At 72.5% G+C, this 14,846-nt stretch carries 15 protein-coding genes; 8 read left to right on the plus strand and 7 right to left on the minus strand.

Annotated elements, in window-relative coordinates:
- Positions 1–83: 83 nt before the first annotated feature.
- Complete coding sequence (locus tag ACFYX3_RS02255; protein ID WP_376594512.1) at positions 84–353, plus strand: hypothetical protein; 270 nt, start codon at positions 84–86, stop codon at positions 351–353.
- Positions 354–456: 103 nt separating this feature from the next.
- Here the strand turns inward: ACFYX3_RS02255 and hutH are convergent, their stop codons facing one another.
- The 5 genes from hutH to ACFYX3_RS02280 all read right to left on the minus strand — a co-directional run bounded on the left by hutH (position 457) and on the right by ACFYX3_RS02280 (position 6,471).
- Positions 457–1,998 carry a histidine ammonia-lyase gene (hutH, locus tag ACFYX3_RS02260; RefSeq protein ID WP_389008067.1) on the minus strand — a complete coding sequence of 514 codons (1,542 nt, stop codon included), beginning with the start codon at positions 1,996–1,998 and terminating at the stop codon, positions 457–459.
- Between the two features lie 90 nt (positions 1,999–2,088).
- Positions 2,089–3,225, minus strand: a complete 1,137-nt coding sequence (locus tag ACFYX3_RS02265) for a diguanylate cyclase domain-containing protein (protein WP_389007251.1) — start codon at positions 3,223–3,225, stop codon at positions 2,089–2,091.
- A 129-nt stretch (positions 3,226–3,354) separates the two neighbouring features.
- Positions 3,355–4,143: an enoyl-CoA hydratase/isomerase family protein gene (locus ACFYX3_RS02270; RefSeq protein WP_376594510.1), complete on the minus strand. Its 789-nt coding sequence runs from the start codon at positions 4,141–4,143 to the stop codon at positions 3,355–3,357.
- 60 nt (positions 4,144–4,203) lie between these two features.
- Positions 4,204–5,352, minus strand: a complete 1,149-nt coding sequence (locus ACFYX3_RS02275) for an adenylate/guanylate cyclase domain-containing protein (RefSeq protein ID WP_389007254.1) — start codon at positions 5,350–5,352, stop codon at positions 4,204–4,206.
- 273 nt (positions 5,353–5,625) lie between these two features.
- Entirely contained in the window at positions 5,626–6,471 is an 846-nt protein-coding gene (locus ACFYX3_RS02280; protein ID WP_389007256.1) for a biotin--[acetyl-CoA-carboxylase] ligase, read from the minus strand.
- A 134-nt stretch (positions 6,472–6,605) separates the two neighbouring features.
- Between ACFYX3_RS02280 and ACFYX3_RS02285 the strand changes: the two genes are divergently transcribed.
- On the plus strand, positions 6,606–8,198 hold the full coding sequence (locus ACFYX3_RS02285; RefSeq protein ID WP_116159176.1) for an acyl-CoA carboxylase subunit beta: 1,593 nt from the start codon (positions 6,606–6,608) through the stop codon (positions 8,196–8,198).
- Positions 8,199–8,224: 26 nt separating this feature from the next.
- Positions 8,225–8,437, plus strand: a complete 213-nt coding sequence (locus ACFYX3_RS02290) for an acyl-CoA carboxylase subunit epsilon (protein WP_116159177.1) — start codon at positions 8,225–8,227, stop codon at positions 8,435–8,437.
- 74 nt (positions 8,438–8,511) lie between these two features.
- On the opposite strand, the gene ACFYX3_RS02295 is transcribed toward ACFYX3_RS02290, so the two are convergent.
- A complete protein-coding gene (locus ACFYX3_RS02295; RefSeq protein WP_389007259.1) occupies positions 8,512–9,906 on the minus strand; it encodes an MFS transporter in 1,395 nt (464 codons plus the stop codon).
- Between the two features lie 37 nt (positions 9,907–9,943).
- On the opposite strand from ACFYX3_RS02295, the gene ACFYX3_RS02300 reads away from it, so the two are divergent.
- The 3 genes from ACFYX3_RS02300 (at position 9,944) to ACFYX3_RS02310 (ending at position 11,570) form a co-directional block, all read left to right on the plus strand.
- Positions 9,944–10,612: a TetR/AcrR family transcriptional regulator gene (locus ACFYX3_RS02300; protein WP_389007261.1), complete on the plus strand. Its 669-nt coding sequence runs from the start codon at positions 9,944–9,946 to the stop codon at positions 10,610–10,612.
- 71 nt (positions 10,613–10,683) lie between these two features.
- Entirely contained in the window at positions 10,684–10,812 is a 129-nt protein-coding gene (mmpB, locus tag ACFYX3_RS02305; RefSeq protein ID WP_281402362.1) for a morphogenic membrane protein MmpB, read from the plus strand.
- A gap of 152 nt (positions 10,813–10,964) precedes the next feature.
- A complete protein-coding gene (locus ACFYX3_RS02310) occupies positions 10,965–11,570 on the plus strand; it encodes a nucleoside triphosphate pyrophosphatase (RefSeq protein WP_078908466.1) in 606 nt (201 codons plus the stop codon).
- Positions 11,571–11,572: 2 nt separating this feature from the next.
- Here ACFYX3_RS02310 and ACFYX3_RS02315 read toward each other — a convergent pair whose 3' ends face one another.
- The gene (locus tag ACFYX3_RS02315) at positions 11,573–12,004 is read right to left on the minus strand and encodes a hypothetical protein (protein WP_389007264.1); all 432 of its coding nucleotides are present in this window, start codon (positions 12,002–12,004) and stop codon (positions 11,573–11,575) included.
- A 395-nt stretch (positions 12,005–12,399) separates the two neighbouring features.
- Between ACFYX3_RS02315 and ACFYX3_RS02320 the strand changes: the two genes are divergently transcribed.
- Together ACFYX3_RS02320 and ACFYX3_RS02325 are read left to right on the plus strand one after the other, a co-directional pair.
- Positions 12,400–14,154 (plus strand): acetyl/propionyl/methylcrotonyl-CoA carboxylase subunit alpha, encoded by a 1,755-nt coding sequence (locus tag ACFYX3_RS02320; protein WP_389007266.1) that lies wholly within the window; start codon positions 12,400–12,402, stop codon positions 14,152–14,154.
- A gap of 79 nt (positions 14,155–14,233) precedes the next feature.
- Positions 14,234–14,779, plus strand: coding sequence for a TetR/AcrR family transcriptional regulator (locus ACFYX3_RS02325; RefSeq protein ID WP_376594501.1), 546 nt, complete (start codon positions 14,234–14,236; stop codon positions 14,777–14,779).
- Positions 14,780–14,846 lie beyond the last annotated feature (67 nt).

Consider the following 14,846-nt stretch of genomic DNA (forward strand, 5'->3'; position numbering starts at 1 on the left):
TCGGCTTTCCCGCGACCCGCTGTGTTCCGTAGCATCGGCGCACACACCAATTCGCGGTTTCCGCAAGGGGGATCGAAATTTCCGTGTCCGCCGCCCGACGCCCACTGCTGACCGCCATCGCCGCGGGGACGCTGCTGTGCGCCCTGTGGTTCGTGCCGTCCGCCAACGCCACCGATCAGCAGGGCGGGGCACGCATCGGGGTCACCCAGAACGGCCCCCTCACCGACGACGGGCGCCTGGCCGAGACCGGGGGCGGGAAAACCACGGCGTACCTGCTCGGCGGGACGGGCTTCCTGGGGGTCGGGGCGGGTTTCGTGGCGCTCGCGCTGCGGCGCCGGGGCCGCGCCTTCTGAGCGCCTTCCGAGCCTTCCGAGCCTTCCGACGGATGTACGCGCACGCGTGAAGGGCCGCCCCCGGAGACCGGGGGCGGCCCTTTCGTATTCGTACGCGCCGGAGTTACGCCAGCGGGCCGGTGACCGGCTCGACGGCCGCGACCAGCTTGCCCTCGCGCACGAAGGCGTCGGCGCCCGCCAGGTCGGGGGCGAGGTACCGGTCCGGGCCGGGGCCCTGGACGCCGGCCGCACGCAGGGCCTCGATGGCCGCCTGCGAGGCGGGCGCCGGAGTGAGACCCGCGCGGAGCTCGATGCCGCGGGTGGCGGCGTACATCTCGACCGCGATGATCCGGTTGAGGTTGCCGATCGCCGTGCGCAGCTTGCGGGCGGCGGACCAGCCCATGGAGACGTGGTCCTCCTGCATCGCGGAGGACGGGATGGAGTCGGCGGAGGCCGGGACGGCGAGCCGCTTCATCTCACTGACCAGGGCGGCCTGCGTGTACTGGGCGATCATCAGGCCCGAGTCGACGCCGGCGTCCTCGGCGAGGAACGGCGGGAGGCCGTGCGAGCGGTTCTTGTCGAGGAGCCGGTCGGTGCGGCGCTCGGCGATGGAGCCGAGGTCGGCGGCGGCGATCGCGAGGAAGTCGAGGACGTACGCGACGGGGGCGCCGTGGAAGTTGCCGTTGGAGCGGACCTCGCCGCTGGGCAGCACGACCGGGTTGTCGACGGCGGCGGCGAGCTCGCGCTCGGCGACGAGCCGGGCGTGGGCCATGGTGTCGCGGCCCGCGCCGGCGACCTGCGGGGCGCAGCGCACCGAGTAGGCGTCCTGGACGCGGGGGGCCTCGCCGGCCTGGGCGTGGCCGGTGAGGCCGGAGCCCTTGAGGACGGCCAGCATGTTGGCGGCGGAGGCGGCCTGGCCCGGGTGCGGACGGATGTCGTGGAGCTCGGGCTCCAGGACCTTCTCGGTGCCGAGGAGGGCTTCGAGGGAGAGCGCGGCGGTGATGTCGGCCGACTTGTAGAGCGTGTCGAGGTCGGCGAGGGCCATGATCAGCATGCCGAGCATGCCGTCGGTGCCGTTGAGGAGGGCGAGGCCCTCCTTCTCCTTGAGCTCGACGGGGGTGATGCCGGCGGCGGCGAGGAGCTCGCCGGCGGGCTTCACCACGCCGTCGGGGCCCTCGGCGTCGCCCTCGCCCATGAGCGCGAGGGCGCAGTGGGAGAGCGGGGCGAGGTCGCCGGAGCAGCCGAGGGAGCCGTACTCGTGGACGACGGGGGTGATGCCGGCGTTGAGGACGTCGGCCATGGTCTGGGCGACCTCGGGGCGGACGCCGGTGTGCCCGGAGGCGACCGTCTTGAGGCGGAGGAACATCAGGGCGCGGACGACCTCGCGCTCCACGCGCGGGCCCATGCCGGCGGCGTGCGAGCGGACGATGTTGCGCTGGAGCTGGGCGCGCAGCTCGTGGCTGATGTGGCGGGTGGCGAGCGCGCCGAATCCGGTGGAGACCCCGTAGACGGGCTCGGGCTTGGCGGCGAGCGCGTCGACGATGTCACGGGCGGCGGCCAGGGCGGCCACGGCCTCGGTCGACAGCTCGACGCGGGCGCCGTTGCGGGCGACGTCGATGACGTCCTGCGGGGTCGTGCCGGACGTGCCGAGGACGACTGTCTGCATATCCATATTCAGCACCCTACGGATTGAAGACCAGCATGTCACTAGCCGATTTCGTCACCGTCCCGACAAGGGACAGCCCCTTACGGCCCCCTACGGCCCCTCCTGACGCGGGGCCGCCGTCGGCGCGTCGCGGAAGCGGCGGCGGTCGCGGGCTCCGGGGGGCGCGTCGGCGAGACGGATGACCGTGCCGTCCCGGCCCGCGACGACGGGCTTCCGCGAGCGTTCGGCCTTGGCCTGGTACTGGGCGGCGTCGGCGAGCCGGAAGAGGCGGCGGGCCGACCTGAGGGGCCCGATGGGGTCGCCGGTGGACGCGACCCCGCAGGCCACGCCCTCGCCGAGCTCCAGTTCCGCCGCCCGTACGCACAGCTCCTCGGCGACCGCGACGACCTCGTCCGCAGTCGGGCCGACGGTCAGGAGGCAGAACTCGTCGCCGCCCAGGCGGGCCGCGAGGGCGCCGGGGAGCATGGCGCCGCAGCGGGAGAGGACCGAGCCGAAGCGTTCGAGGAGGCGGTCGCCGACGGCGTGGCCGTGGGTGTCGTTGACGCGCTTGAGGCCGTTCAGGTCGCAGACCACGAGGCTGACGACGGAGCCGTCCGCCCGGTAGCGCTCGATGGCCTCGTCCAGGCGGGTGTCGACGGCCCGCCGGTTGGCCAGGCCCGTCAGAGGGTCGGTGAAGGCCAGTTTGCGGACCTCCTCCAGGCGCTCGGCCTGGGCGATGCCGGCGGCGACGACCGCCGCGAGGACGGTCGCGAAGTCGGCGTCCGCGCGGGTGAAAGGTTTCTTCCCTTGCGGCCTGGCCACGTACAGCTCGCCCCACGCACGCCCGTGGAGCACGATCGGCGCGACCACGCAGCAGCCGCGCCCGCGCCGCCGCAGGCCCGTCACCCGGCCGGTCGGCACGGGGTCGGCGGCGGTCTCCACCCAGGCGTCGGGCTCGCCGCCGCCGGCCCACTGCTCGTGCAGGAACTCGGTGATCTCGGGGAACTGGTGCACGGGGTACGTCTCCGAGTCCGGGAACTCCTCCTCGCCCACGGCCCGGTCCCCGGCGTTCACCAGGACCTTGAGGCGGCCGTGGTCCCGCTGCCAGACGGACAGGGCGGCGAAGGTCCCGTCGAGCCCCTCACAGGCCCCGAGCGCCGCCGCCCGCCAGAACTCGCGCGGGGTGTGCGCCGCCGCCATCCCCTGCGCCAGCGCCACTACGGCCCGCAGCCGCACGTCCTCACCCATTCCTCCAGCTTAGGGAGGTTTGATCCGTTTTCCCCACCGAGACGTCACCGTAAGTCACAATTGGTACGAAACGGTAAAAGCTCCAAGACTGCCGAGACTCCCGGGATCACCCCTGGAGTTGCTCCGGGGTCACTCGCCCGGCCAGTTGGGCTTCCGCTTCTCGTTGAAGGCCGCCACGCCCTCGGCCCGGTCGCCCGAGAAGGCCACCGAACGCCAGGCCGCGTCCTCGACCTCAAGGCCCGCCCGCAGGTCGAGGCCCTGACCGAGCCGCATCGCCTTCTTCGCGGCGCGCAGGCCGACCGGCGAGTTCGCCGCGATCCGCCCGGCGAGCTCCAGGGCCGCCGTCCGGGCGTCCTCCTCCAGGAGGTCGACGAGGCCGAGCTCGCGGGCCTCGGCCGCCTCCACCCGACGGGCCGTGAAGACCAGCTCGGCGGCGCGCGCCGCGCCCACCCGGCGCGGCAGCAGCTGCGTACCGCCGCCGCCGGGAATGACGCCCACGGAGACCTCGGGGAGGCCGACGACGGTGGTCGCGTCGGCCACGATGACGTCGCAGGAGAGCGCCAGCTCGAAGCCGCCGCCGAGGGCGAAGCCGTGCACGGCGGCGACGGTCGGCATCGGCAGCTCCAGGACGCCGGTGTACGCGGCGCGGGCGGTCGGGCGCTGGCGGACGAGGTCGGCGTCGGTGAAGGAGTTGCGCTCCTTGAGGTCGGCGCCGACGCAGAAGGCGCGGTCGTTCGAGGAGGTCAGGACGGTGACGCGGACCTCGGGGTCGGCGGCGAGGGCGTCGCAGGCGGCACCGATGGAGCGGGCCATCTCGGAGGAGACGGCGTTCATGGCCTTGGGCCGGTCGAGGACCAGCTCCGCGACGTGACCGTCCTTCCGGACCACCACGAACTCACCAAAACGCTGCTCGGACATGACCGCACCCTCCCGGTTCGAGCCCGTCAACGGCTGTTAACGGGCGTTCACCGGGAGATCCTAAGTGGGGCGGCGGCTCAGGAGCCAGGGTTCGACCACGCCGAGGCCGCGGACCGGGCGCTGCCACATGGGCTGGAGCGCGAAGCGGTACGTGGCGGCCCGGCGGCCCTCCTTCTCGGCGCGGGCCGCCTCCTCGGCCGCCTCCGCCTCCGAGGCGGGCGCCTCACCGGTCCTGGTCAGCTCCTCGGCGAAGGCGCCGTCGACGAGGACGGCGTCCTTCGGGGCTATCGAGGTGAGCCGGCTGGCCAGGTTCACCGTGGTGCCGAAGACATCGCCCATCCGGGTCGTCACCGTGCCGAAGGCGATGCCGACGCGCAGCGCGGGCATCGTCTCGTCGTGACTGAGCGTCTCGATGAGCCGGAGCGCGATCTCGGCGGCCGTACCGGCGTCGTCGGCGCAGTACAGCACCTCGTCGCCGAGGGTCTTGATGAGCCGCCCGCCGTGCGCGGCGACGAGGTCGGCGCAGGTGGTCTCGAAGGCCTCGACCAGCTCGCCGAGCTCCTCCTCCTCCAGGCGGCGGGTCAGCCGGGTGAAGCCGACGAGGTCCGCGAAGCCGACGGCGAGCCTGCGGTCGACCATCTCCTCGTCGTCGGCGGCCTGCACGACCCGGCCGGTGGCGGCGGCGAGCTGCCGGCGCCACACGTAGATCAGGAACTCCTCCAGCTCGGGAAGGAGCAGCTCGACCAGCGGATACGTGACCTCGGTGCGGGTCATGCCCGGCTCGGGCGGCTCGGTGAGGCCCTCCAGGAAGGAGTCGATCTGCCACTCGGCCAACCGGGCGGTCGTCTGGCCGGTGGAACGGGCCACCTGCACGGCCATCGGCTCGCTGAGCAGCCCCGCCTCGACGAGACCGGCGAGCCGCCGCAGGGCGAGCACGTCGGCCTCGGTGAGCGCCTTGGCCTGGCCGATGTCGGCGAAGCCCATGGCCCGCCAGAAGCGGGAGGCGAGCTCCATGGAGACGCCGGCGGTACGGGCGGCCTGGAAGGGGGTGTAGCGGCGGTCGGCCCCGAGGATGAGCTGTTCGAGGCGGATCGCGAGGGGGTCGTGGCTCGGCTCGGCCGTGTGGTCGACCTCGTGGTGGGGGGTGGGGTACGTCGGCGGCTGTGCCGGCTGGGCGGTGCCGCCGTTGTTCGCGTCGTCAGCGGTCACCGGCCGCCTCCTGCCGTTCCCTGCCCACGTGTCCTGCCGATCTGTCGCTTGGATCGCGCTCCACGATACGGCAGGTGTGTGCTGGCTCACGCGCGAACGGCTGTCGCCCCGGTTCGCATCGCGCGGGCCCTCCGGGTGGACGAACCGGAGAGCGCGGCGCGCGTGGGGGGTGCGCCCGCCCTCCCCCGAGCTCTCGGCTTCGCCCGAGCAGGGGGGACCTCCACCGCCCTTGCGGAACGTATGCCCGCACCGGTGCGGAGCGCGTGGCCACGCCTAGGTCCGCAGGTGGACGATGTCGCCCGCTCCCACCGCTTCCGTGCCGCCGCCCTCCGTCGCGACGACCAGGCGGCCGTCGCCGTCCAGGGCCACGGCTTCGCCTTCCAGCATGCGCTCGCCGGGGAGCTCGGCGCGGATGCGGCGGCCGAGGGTGGCGCAGCCGGCCGTGTAGGCGGCCTGGAGGCCGGAGGCGGCGGGGTCGCCCTCGGCGCGCACCCAGTCGCCGTAGTGCTGGGCGAGGGAGCGCAGGACGGCCCGCAGGAGGGTGTCGCGGTCGGTGGAGGCCGCGCCGGCGAGGAGGAGGGAGCCGGCCGCCGGGACAGGCAGCTCGTCCGCGCGGAGGCTGACGTTGATGCCGAGGCCGACGACGATGGCGTCGGCTCCGGCCCGCTCGGCGAGGATGCCGCCGGTCTTGCGTTCCTCGCCCGCGACGGAAACCAGCAGGTCGTTGGGCCACTTGAGGGACGTGTCGACACCGGCGGCCTTCGCGAGGCCGGTGGCGGCGGCCACTCCGGTGAGCAGCGGGAGCCAGCCCCAGCGGTGGACGGGCACGCGCGGTTTGAGGAGCACGGAGAGGAAGAGCCCGGAGCGGGCGGGCGCGGTCCAGGTGCGGTCGAGGCGGCCGCGGCCCGAGGTCTGCTCCTCGGCGACGAGCACCGCGCCTTCGGGCAGGTCGTCGGCCCGGGCGGCGAGGTCGCTGTTGGTGGAGCCGGTGGTGGTGACCACGTCGAGCGAGGTCCACAGTCCGTCGGGGACGACGAGGGCGCGGCGCAGTGCGGTGGCGTTCAGCGGGGGCCGGTCGAGGTCGGACCAGGGTCCGCCGGAGTCTTGAGAGGACGTCATGCAAGCCAGAGTAGGTGTGGCAAAGACCGCAGTGCCGAACCGTATCGCCGTCGATACGCTACGGGTCAGTAGGCCAGTAGTAGGCCATTCGTAGTCCACGAACCCCCCGTGACCAGGCAGGGAGCCGCATCCCGATGTCCGAGCCGGCAGAGCAGTACGAGATCGACATTCACACGACCGCGGGCAAGATCGCGGACCTCAAGCGCCGTATCGACGAGGCCACGCATGCCGGCTCGGAGCGCGCGGTGGAGAAGCAGCACGCCAAGGGCAAGCTGACCGCGCGCGAGCGGATCGCCCTCCTCCTGGACGAGGGTTCGTTCGTGGAGCTGGACGAGCTGGCCCGGCACCGCTCGACGAACTTCGGCCTGGAGAAGAACCGGCCGTACGGAGACGGTGTCGTCACCGGCTACGGCACGGTGGACGGCCGCCCGGTGGCGGTGTTCTCGCAGGACTTCACGGTCTTCGGCGGTGCGCTGGGCGAGACGTACGGCCAGAAGATCATCAAGGTGATGGACTTCGCGCTGAAGACGGGCTGCCCCGTCATCGGCATCAACGACTCCGGCGGCGCCCGCATCCAGGAGGGCGTGAGCGCGCTCGGCATGTACGGCGAGATCTTCCGCCGCAACACCCACGCCTCCGGGGTGATTCCGCAGATCTCCCTGATCGTCGGCCCCTGCGCGGGCGGCGCGGTGTACTCCCCCGCGATCACCGACTTCACCGTGATGGTCGACCAGACCTCGCACATGTTCATCACGGGTCCCGACGTCATCAAGACGGTGACCGGCGAGGACGTGGGCTTCGAGGAGCTGGGCGGCGCCCGGACGCACAACTCGACCTCGGGCGTGGCCCACCACATGGCGGGTGACGAGAAGGACGCGATCGAGTACGTCAAGTCCCTGCTCTCGTACCTTCCTTCGAACAACCTCTCCGAGCCGCCGGCCTTCCCGGAGGTCGCGGAGACCGAGGTGACGGACGAGGACCGTGAGCTCGACACGCTGATCCCGGACTCGGCGAACCAGCCGTACGACATGCACAAGGTCATCGAACACGTCCTCGACGACGGCGAGTTCCTGGAGACGCAGGCGCTGTTCGCGCCGAACATCCTGACGGGCTTCGGCCGCGTCGAGGGCTTCCCTGTCGGTGTGGTCGCCAACCAGCCGATGCAGTTCGCGGGCTGCCTGGACATCAACGCCTCGGAGAAGGCCGCGCGCTTCGTCCGTACGTGCGACGCCTTCAACATCCCGGTCCTGACCTTCGTCGACGTGCCGGGCTTCCTGCCCGGCGTGGACCAGGAGTACGGCGGCATCATCCGGCGCGGCGCGAAGCTGATCTACGCGTATGCGGAGGCGACGGTCCCGCTGATCACGGTCATCACCCGGAAGGCCTTCGGCGGCGCGTACGACGTCATGGGCTCCAAGCACCTGGGCGCCGACCTGAACCTGTCGTGGCCGACGGGCCAGATCGCGGTCATGGGCGCGCAGGGCGCGGTCAACATCCTGCACCGGCGGACGATCGCCGAGGCCGAGGACCAGGAGGCCGAGCGCGCGCGGCTCATGCAGGAGTACGAGGACGCGCTGCTCAACCCGTACACGGCGGCCGAGCGCGGCTACATCGACGGCGTGATCCTGCCGTCGGACACGCGCCCGCAGATCGTGAAGGGCCTGCGTCAGCTCCGTACGAAGCGGGAATCCCTTCCTCCGAAGAAGCACGGCAACATCCCGCTCTAGCCCTTCCGGACCCTCAAGGAGCCGACATGATCAAGGTCGTACGAGGCAACCCGACTCCGGAGGAGTTGGCCGCCGCACTGGCGGTCGTTCAAGCCCGGGCCGCGGCCACGGCGGCGGCGTCCGCCGGGGACGGCGGCCCGGCGGTACCGGAGGGGTGGTCGGATCCCTCCCGTATCGCACGGTCGGTGCGGCACCGGCCGGGCCCGCGGTCCTGGGCGCGGTCGTACTGGCCCGCGTAGTCCTCGCGGCACGACGAGAGGCCGGATCCCTTGTGCGGGGGATCCGGCCTCTCGCATGCCCGCCCCTTCCCCGCTCACGTACGGCGGAGGAGGGCGCCCGACAGGACGGCTCCGGCGGCGACGATCGCGGCGTTGACGAGGACCGCGCGGCCGATGCCGTCGAGGAGCACGGGCGCGGTGACGACGACGGCGCTCATGACCGGCGTGCCCATGGTGATGCCGATCTGCTGGGTCATGGTCGCGAGCCCGGTCGCCATGCCCTGCTCGTCGTCGGGGATTCCCGAGGTGGCGGTGACCATGAAGCCGACGATCGCGAGCATGTTGCCGACGCCGCCGGCGAAGGTCGCGGCGAGCAGCAGGGCGAGGCTGCCGCGGTCGTCGCCGAGTCCGTACAGGGCGAGGGTGGCGGCGGCCTGGAGGAGCCCGCCGGAGACGAGGGCGGCGCGGGCCCCGAAGCGGCCGATGAAGCGGGAGGCGGCCACGCCGCCGAGGACCGTGCCGGCGCCGAGGACGCCGAAGGAGAGTCCGGCGGCGAGCGGGGAGAAGCCCAGGACGTCCTGGAGGTACAGGGTCATCAGGAAGACCAGCGAGGTCTCGGTGACGAAGGCGACGAGCCCGGCGAGGTTGCCCCAGACGACCGTACGGCGCCTCAGGACGTGGATCGGGACGAGGGGCGAGGCGGCCCGCCGTTCGACGAGGACGAAGGCGGCGAGGAGCGCGGCGCCGGCGGCGAGGGCGGTGAGCGCCGTGGGGTCGGTCCAGCCGTGCTCGCCGGTGGCGGTCAGGCCGTAGACGAGGGCGAGGAGGCCGCCGGTGACGGTGATCGCGCCGGGGACGTCGAGGCGGGGCCGGACGGCCGGGCGGCTCTCCTTCAGGACGGTGGGGGCGACGAGGAGGACGGCGAGGGCCACCGGCACGTTGACGAGGAAGGCCCAGCGCCAGGAGAGCAGGTCGGTGAGGACGCCGCCGAGGATCGCGCCGGTGGTGAAGCCCGCGGACATGAGCGCGCCGTTCAGACCGAGCGCCCTGGCCCGCAGCGGGCCCTCGGGGAAGGAGGCGGTGAGCAGGGAGAGCCCGGCGGGGGTGACGGCGGCGGTGGCGAGGCCTTGTGCGACGCGGGCGGCCATCAGCGTCCCGGGGCCGGTGGCGAGGCCTCCGGCGAGCGAGGACACGCCGAGGAGGGCCATGCCTCCGAGGAAGAGGCGGCGACGTCCGACGAGGTCGGCGACACGCCCGAAGAGGAGGGTGAATCCGGCGGCGGCGAGGGCGAAGGCGGTGGCGATCCACTGGAGGCCGCCGAGGGTGAAGCCGAGCCCCTGGCCGATGACGGGCAGCGCGACGTTCAGGATCGAGAAGTCGACGGCCAGCATGAACTGGGCGAGGAGGAGGACGACGAGGACGAGCCGCATCCGGCCGGTCATGCGGTCGGGGCGGGCGGTCGAGGGGGTGGGGAGATCCAGGGCGACCATGCGAACGACCCCTTAATGGGAAGATGGTTCCGTTAAGATGTCCCGTACCGTAGCAGAGTCGAAGGCGCTAATGGAACAGGAGACCTGTTTGACTGAGAGCCGGCCGGCCACGCCCGGCACCACACGCCCCGGCGGCCGCACCGCGAAGGTCCGCAGGGCGGTCCTCGACGCCACCCTGGACGCACTCGCCGACACCGGCTTCCACGCCCTGAACATGGACCGGATCGCCGCGGGCGCGGGCGTCGGCAAGACCACCGTCTACCGCCGCTGGGGCTCCCCCGTCGGCCTGGTCACCGACCTCCTGCACGACATGGCCGAGCAGTCGCTCCCCGCCTCCGACACCGGCAGCCTCCCGGGCGACCTGCGGGCCAACGCCGAACTCGTCCGGGCCACCCTCGTGGACCCCCGGATGGGCGCCGTCTTCCGCGCGGTCATCGCCGCGGCGGCCTGCGACGAGGAGTGCGCCCGCGCCCTCGCCGACTTCTACCGGACCCGGCTCGCCGAATGGGCCCCGGTCGTCACCCGGGGCGAGGCCCGCGGCGAGATCCCGGCGGGAACGGACCCCGTCGAGCTCCTCCGCGCCGTCTCCGCGCCGCTCTACTACCGCTTCGCGGTCACCCGCGAGGAGCTCGACGCGGCCGTCGCCGAACGGGCGGTGACGGCGGCGCTCGCGGCCGCGCGGGACGGGGTGTTCGTCCGCGAATAGTCCTTCCGTACGGGGGTGCCTGAGTATCCGTACTCAGGCGTCCCGGGCGCCCCGCCCGCAGGATCGGAGGCATGCTGTGGTCCGACCCGAAGAACCAGCCGCCGAAGTTCCTGCGCGACATGCAGGCGACGCTCCGCCGCACGGGCGTGCTGCTGGCGCTGGCGATGGTGGTGGTGATGTTCGTGGCGAGCGCGCGCTGACCACACGCACGCGTACACGCCCGACGGACCACGCACGCGCGTACACGCCTGACGGACCACGCGCGCGCACGACGGGTGCCACGCGCGCGTACCCGCGGACAACCGGGCCACGCGGGCGCGTGCGTACGCCCGGCACTGGCTACGCTGCCCCCATGACTGCTGATCCGCGCCGTGTCGTGCTCGCCTCCGCCTCCCCCGCCCGGCTCGGTCTGCTCCGGCAGGCCGGACTCGCTCCCGAGGTGATCGTGAGCGGCGTCGACGAGGACAAGGTCCACGCCCCGACCCCGGCCGAACTCGCGCTCGCCCTCGCCGAGGCGAAGGCCGCCCACGTGGCCGCCAAGCCCGAGGTGTTCGGCGCACTCGTCATCGGCTGCGACTCGGTCCTGGAGCTCGACAAGCAGGCCCTCGGCAAGCCGGCCGACGCCGAGGAGGCCACCGCCCGCTGGAAGTCGATGCGGGGCAGGGTCGGCATCCTCCAGACGGGCCACTGCGTGTACGACACGGCCGCCAAGCGCTACGAGTCGGCGACGGCCTCCACCGTGGTCCGCTTCGGCGAGCCGACGGACGAGGAGATCGCCGCGTACGTGGCGAGCGGCGAACCGCTCCACGTGGCGGGCGCGTTCACCCTGGACGGCCGCTCGGCCCCGTTCATCGACGGCATCGACGGAGACCCGGGCAATGTGATCGGCCTGTCCCTGCCGCTCCTGCGCAGGCTCCTGCGGAAGCTGGACGTCGAGATCACCGACCTCTGGGCCTGAGGTCAGCCGACGGCCGGAACCTCCTCGGCGGCGTCCTTCGCGCGCTCCTCGCCGTACGCCACCAGGGTGAGGACGACGAGCCCGAGCACGGTCACCAGGAACGCGAAGGCGGGCCAGCCGAGGAGGCCGACGGAGACCGCGCCGAGGACGCCGTGGACGATCGCGCAGCCGATGAGGAGCGCCCGGCCGAAGCGGCCCGGGCGGCGGTCGCGGACGCCCGCGACGAGGGCGACGAGTCCGCAGAGGAGCAGGGCGACACCGGAGGCGATGCCGAGTCCCCAGGTGCCGGTGACCATCGCGTCGGGGTCCATGCCGGCGAGGGACATCGACTGGGCTTCCAGGAAGCCGGCCATGACGGCGTTGATCGCGACGATGCCGGGTGCTTCGAGCAAGAGCACCGCGGCCGTCACGAGCGCTATCGGTCTGCGGGCCACCTCGGCCACCCCCTGGATTCAGCTGTTACCGAGAGTACGGTCGACAGCGCGAAGGCTACTGGCCGGTAAACCCTCGGACAAGAGTTCCCGCACGGCGGACGACGGCGGAGGATCAACGGACGATTGACGGACCGCCCGGCAAAGAATCATTGAGCCATTCGTAGGGACTCCACAAAGAAACCCGAACGGCCCCTGGCTCCACGAACAGAGACCTGCGCCACACCTCGGAGCTACTGTGCCGTCAAGGAACCCTGCGTACCGTGGTGCGACAAGGGAATTCACGACCCGAGCGGGCCCGTGGTCACGCTCCGTGTGGGCAAGCTCACCACTGGGGACGGGTCGAAAGGCCGTGTCGGCAGTCCCTAAACTCAGCTTGTTTCAAGGAGGGAGCCATCGTGCGCAAGGTGCTCATCGCCAACCGTGGCGAAATCGCTGTCCGTGTGGCCCGGGCGTGCCGGGACGCGGGTATCGGCAGCGTGGCCGTGTACGCCGATCCGGACCGGGACGCTCTGCATGTCCGGGCGGCCGACGAGGCCTTCGCCCTGGGCGGTGACACTCCGGCCACCAGCTACCTGGACATGGCGAAGGTCCTGCAGGCCGCGAAGGACTCCGGCGCGGACGCGGTTCACCCGGGTTACGGATTCCTCTCCGAGAACGCCGAGTTCGCGCAGGCGGTGCTCGACGCGGGTCTGACCTGGATCGGCCCGCCGCCGCAGGCGATCCGGGACCTGGGTGACAAGGTCGCCGCCCGTCACATCGCGCAGCGCGCCGGCGCCCCGCTGGTCGCGGGCACGCCGGACCCGGTGTCGGGTGCCGAGGAGGTCGTGGCCTTCGCCGAGGAGCACGGCCTGCCGATCGCGATCAAGGCCGCCTTCGGCGGCGGCGGCCGCGGCCTGAAGGTCGCCCGCACGCTCGAAGAGGTCCCGGAGCTGTACGACTCGGCGGTCCGTGAGGCCGTGGCGGCCTTCGGCCGCGGCGAGTGCTTCGTCGAGCGCTACCTCGACAAGCCCCGCCACGTCGAGACCCAGTGCCTCGCCGACTCCCACGGCAACGTGGTCGTCGTCTCGACGCGCGACTGCTCGCTGCAGCGCCGTCACCAGAAGCTGGTCGAGGAGGCCCCGGCGCCGTTCCTGACCGAGGCCCAGAACGAGCAGCTGTACGCGGCGTCGAAGGCGATCCTGAAGGAGGCCGGCTACGTCGGCGCCGGCACGGTCGAGTTCCTCGTCGGCCTCGACGGCACGATCTCCTTCCTGGAGGTCAACACGCGTCTGCAGGTCGAGCACCCGGTGACCGAGGAGGTCACGGGCATCGACCTGGTCCGTGAGATGTTCCGCATCGCGGACGGCGAGGAGCTCGGTTACGGCGACCCGGAGATCCGCGGTCACTCCTTCGAGTTCCGCATCAACGGCGAGGACCCGGGCCGCAACTTCCTTCCGGCCCCCGGCACCGTCACGGTCTTCACCCCGCCGACCGGCCCGGGTGTCCGTCTGGACGCGGGCGTCGAGTCCGGCTCGGTCATCGGCCCGGCCTGGGACTCGCTCCTGGCCAAGCTGGTCATCACCGGCGCCACCCGCGAGCAGGCCCTCCAGCGCGCCGCGCGCGCCCTGGCGGAGTTCAAGGTCGAGGGCATGGCGACGGCGATCCCGTTCCACCAGGCCGTCGTGGTCGACCCGGCCTTCACGGCCGACCCGTTCCGCGTCCACACCCGCTGGATCGAGACGGAGTTCGTCAACGAGATCAAGCCGTTCGCCCCGGCCGGCGCCGAGGCGGAGGAGGACGAGGCGGGCCGCGAGACGATCGTCGTCGAGGTCGGCGGCAAGCGCCTGGAGGTCTCCCTGCCGTCCTCCCTCGGGATGACGCTGGCGCGCACGGGCCTGGCGGCCGGTGCGAAGCCGAAGCGGCGCGCGGCGAAGAAGTCCGGCCCGACCGCCTCGGGCGACACCCTCGCGTCCCCGATGCAGGGCACGATCGTGAAGGTCGCGGTCGAGGAGGGCCAGGAGGTCAAGGAGGGCGATCTGATCGTCGTCCTCGAGGCCATGAAGATGGAGCAGCCCCTCAACGCCCACCGCTCCGGCACCGTCAAGGGCCTGAGCGCCGAGGTCGGCGCCTCCGTCACCTCCGGTGCCGTCATCTGCGACATCAAGGACTGATCCGTCGCACCCAGTACGGTACGAAGGGCCCGCAGGCAGCCGCCTGCGGGCCCTTCGCACGAGAGGAGCCCGTTCGCCCATGCGCGCCGACGCACGCCGCAACCACGAACGACTGCTCGTCGAGGCCCGGGCCGCCTTCGGGGAACAGGGCGCGGACGCGCCCCTGGAGGAGGTCGCGCGCCGCGCGGGCGTCGGGATCGGCACCCTCTACCGCCACTTCCCCACCCGGGCCGACCTGTTGAACGCGGTCTTCCAGGGGGCTCTGGCCGAACTGCTCGACCGCTCGCGGGAGCTCGCGGAGGCGGACGCGCCGTGCCGGGCGCTCGTGGAGTGGCTGCGGGCCCTGATCGCCCACGCGGGTGAGTACCGAGGACTCGCACACGCGCTGATGTCCGCCTCGTACGACCGGAGTTCGGCCCTGGCGCGGTGCAGCGATCCGCTGCGCGCGGCGGGCGAGCGGCTGCTCGAAAGGGCCCAGAAGGCGGGGCAGGTGCGCGCCGACGTGTCGATCGGCGACCTGATGCAGCTGACCAACGCGATCGCGCTGGCGGCAGAACAGTGCCCGGAGGACGTGCTCCTCGCGGACCGCCTGCTCGCGCTGACGTTGCGGGGACTGAAGGACTGAGGTACTTCCGGGAACGGCGTGGGACCCCTGGGGGAGGGTCCCTCGGGTACTGCGGCCGACTTCTTCC

The organism is Streptomyces sp. NPDC002463 (assembly GCF_042889835.1).
Classification (GTDB): domain Bacteria; phylum Actinomycetota; class Actinomycetes; order Streptomycetales; family Streptomycetaceae; genus Streptomyces; species Streptomyces nymphaeiformis.

Coding starts and splice junctions, on each gene's coding strand:
- hutH (WP_389008067.1), bottom strand. CDS start 1,998: ATGCAGACAGTCGTCCTCGGCACGTCCGGCACGACCCCGCAGGACGTC.
- ACFYX3_RS02265 (WP_389007251.1), bottom strand. CDS start 3,225: ATGGGTGAGGACGTGCGGCTGCGGGCCGTAGTGGCGCTGGCGCAGGGG.
- ACFYX3_RS02270 (WP_376594510.1), bottom strand. CDS start 4,143: ATGTCCGAGCAGCGTTTTGGTGAGTTCGTGGTGGTCCGGAAGGACGGT.
- ACFYX3_RS02280 (WP_389007256.1), bottom strand. CDS start 6,471: ATGACGTCCTCTCAAGACTCCGGCGGACCCTGGTCCGACCTCGACCGG.
- ACFYX3_RS02285 (WP_116159176.1), top strand. CDS start 6,606: ATGTCCGAGCCGGCAGAGCAGTACGAGATCGACATTCACACGACCGCG.
- ACFYX3_RS02290 (WP_116159177.1), top strand. CDS start 8,225: ATGATCAAGGTCGTACGAGGCAACCCGACTCCGGAGGAGTTGGCCGCC.
- ACFYX3_RS02295 (WP_389007259.1), bottom strand. CDS start 9,906: ATGGTCGCCCTGGATCTCCCCACCCCCTCGACCGCCCGCCCCGACCGC.
- ACFYX3_RS02300 (WP_389007261.1), top strand. CDS start 9,944: ATGTCCCGTACCGTAGCAGAGTCGAAGGCGCTAATGGAACAGGAGACC.
- mmpB (WP_281402362.1), top strand. CDS start 10,684: ATGCTGTGGTCCGACCCGAAGAACCAGCCGCCGAAGTTCCTGCGCGAC.
- ACFYX3_RS02310 (WP_078908466.1), top strand. CDS start 10,965: ATGACTGCTGATCCGCGCCGTGTCGTGCTCGCCTCCGCCTCCCCCGCC.
- ACFYX3_RS02325 (WP_376594501.1), top strand. CDS start 14,234: ATGCGCGCCGACGCACGCCGCAACCACGAACGACTGCTCGTCGAGGCC.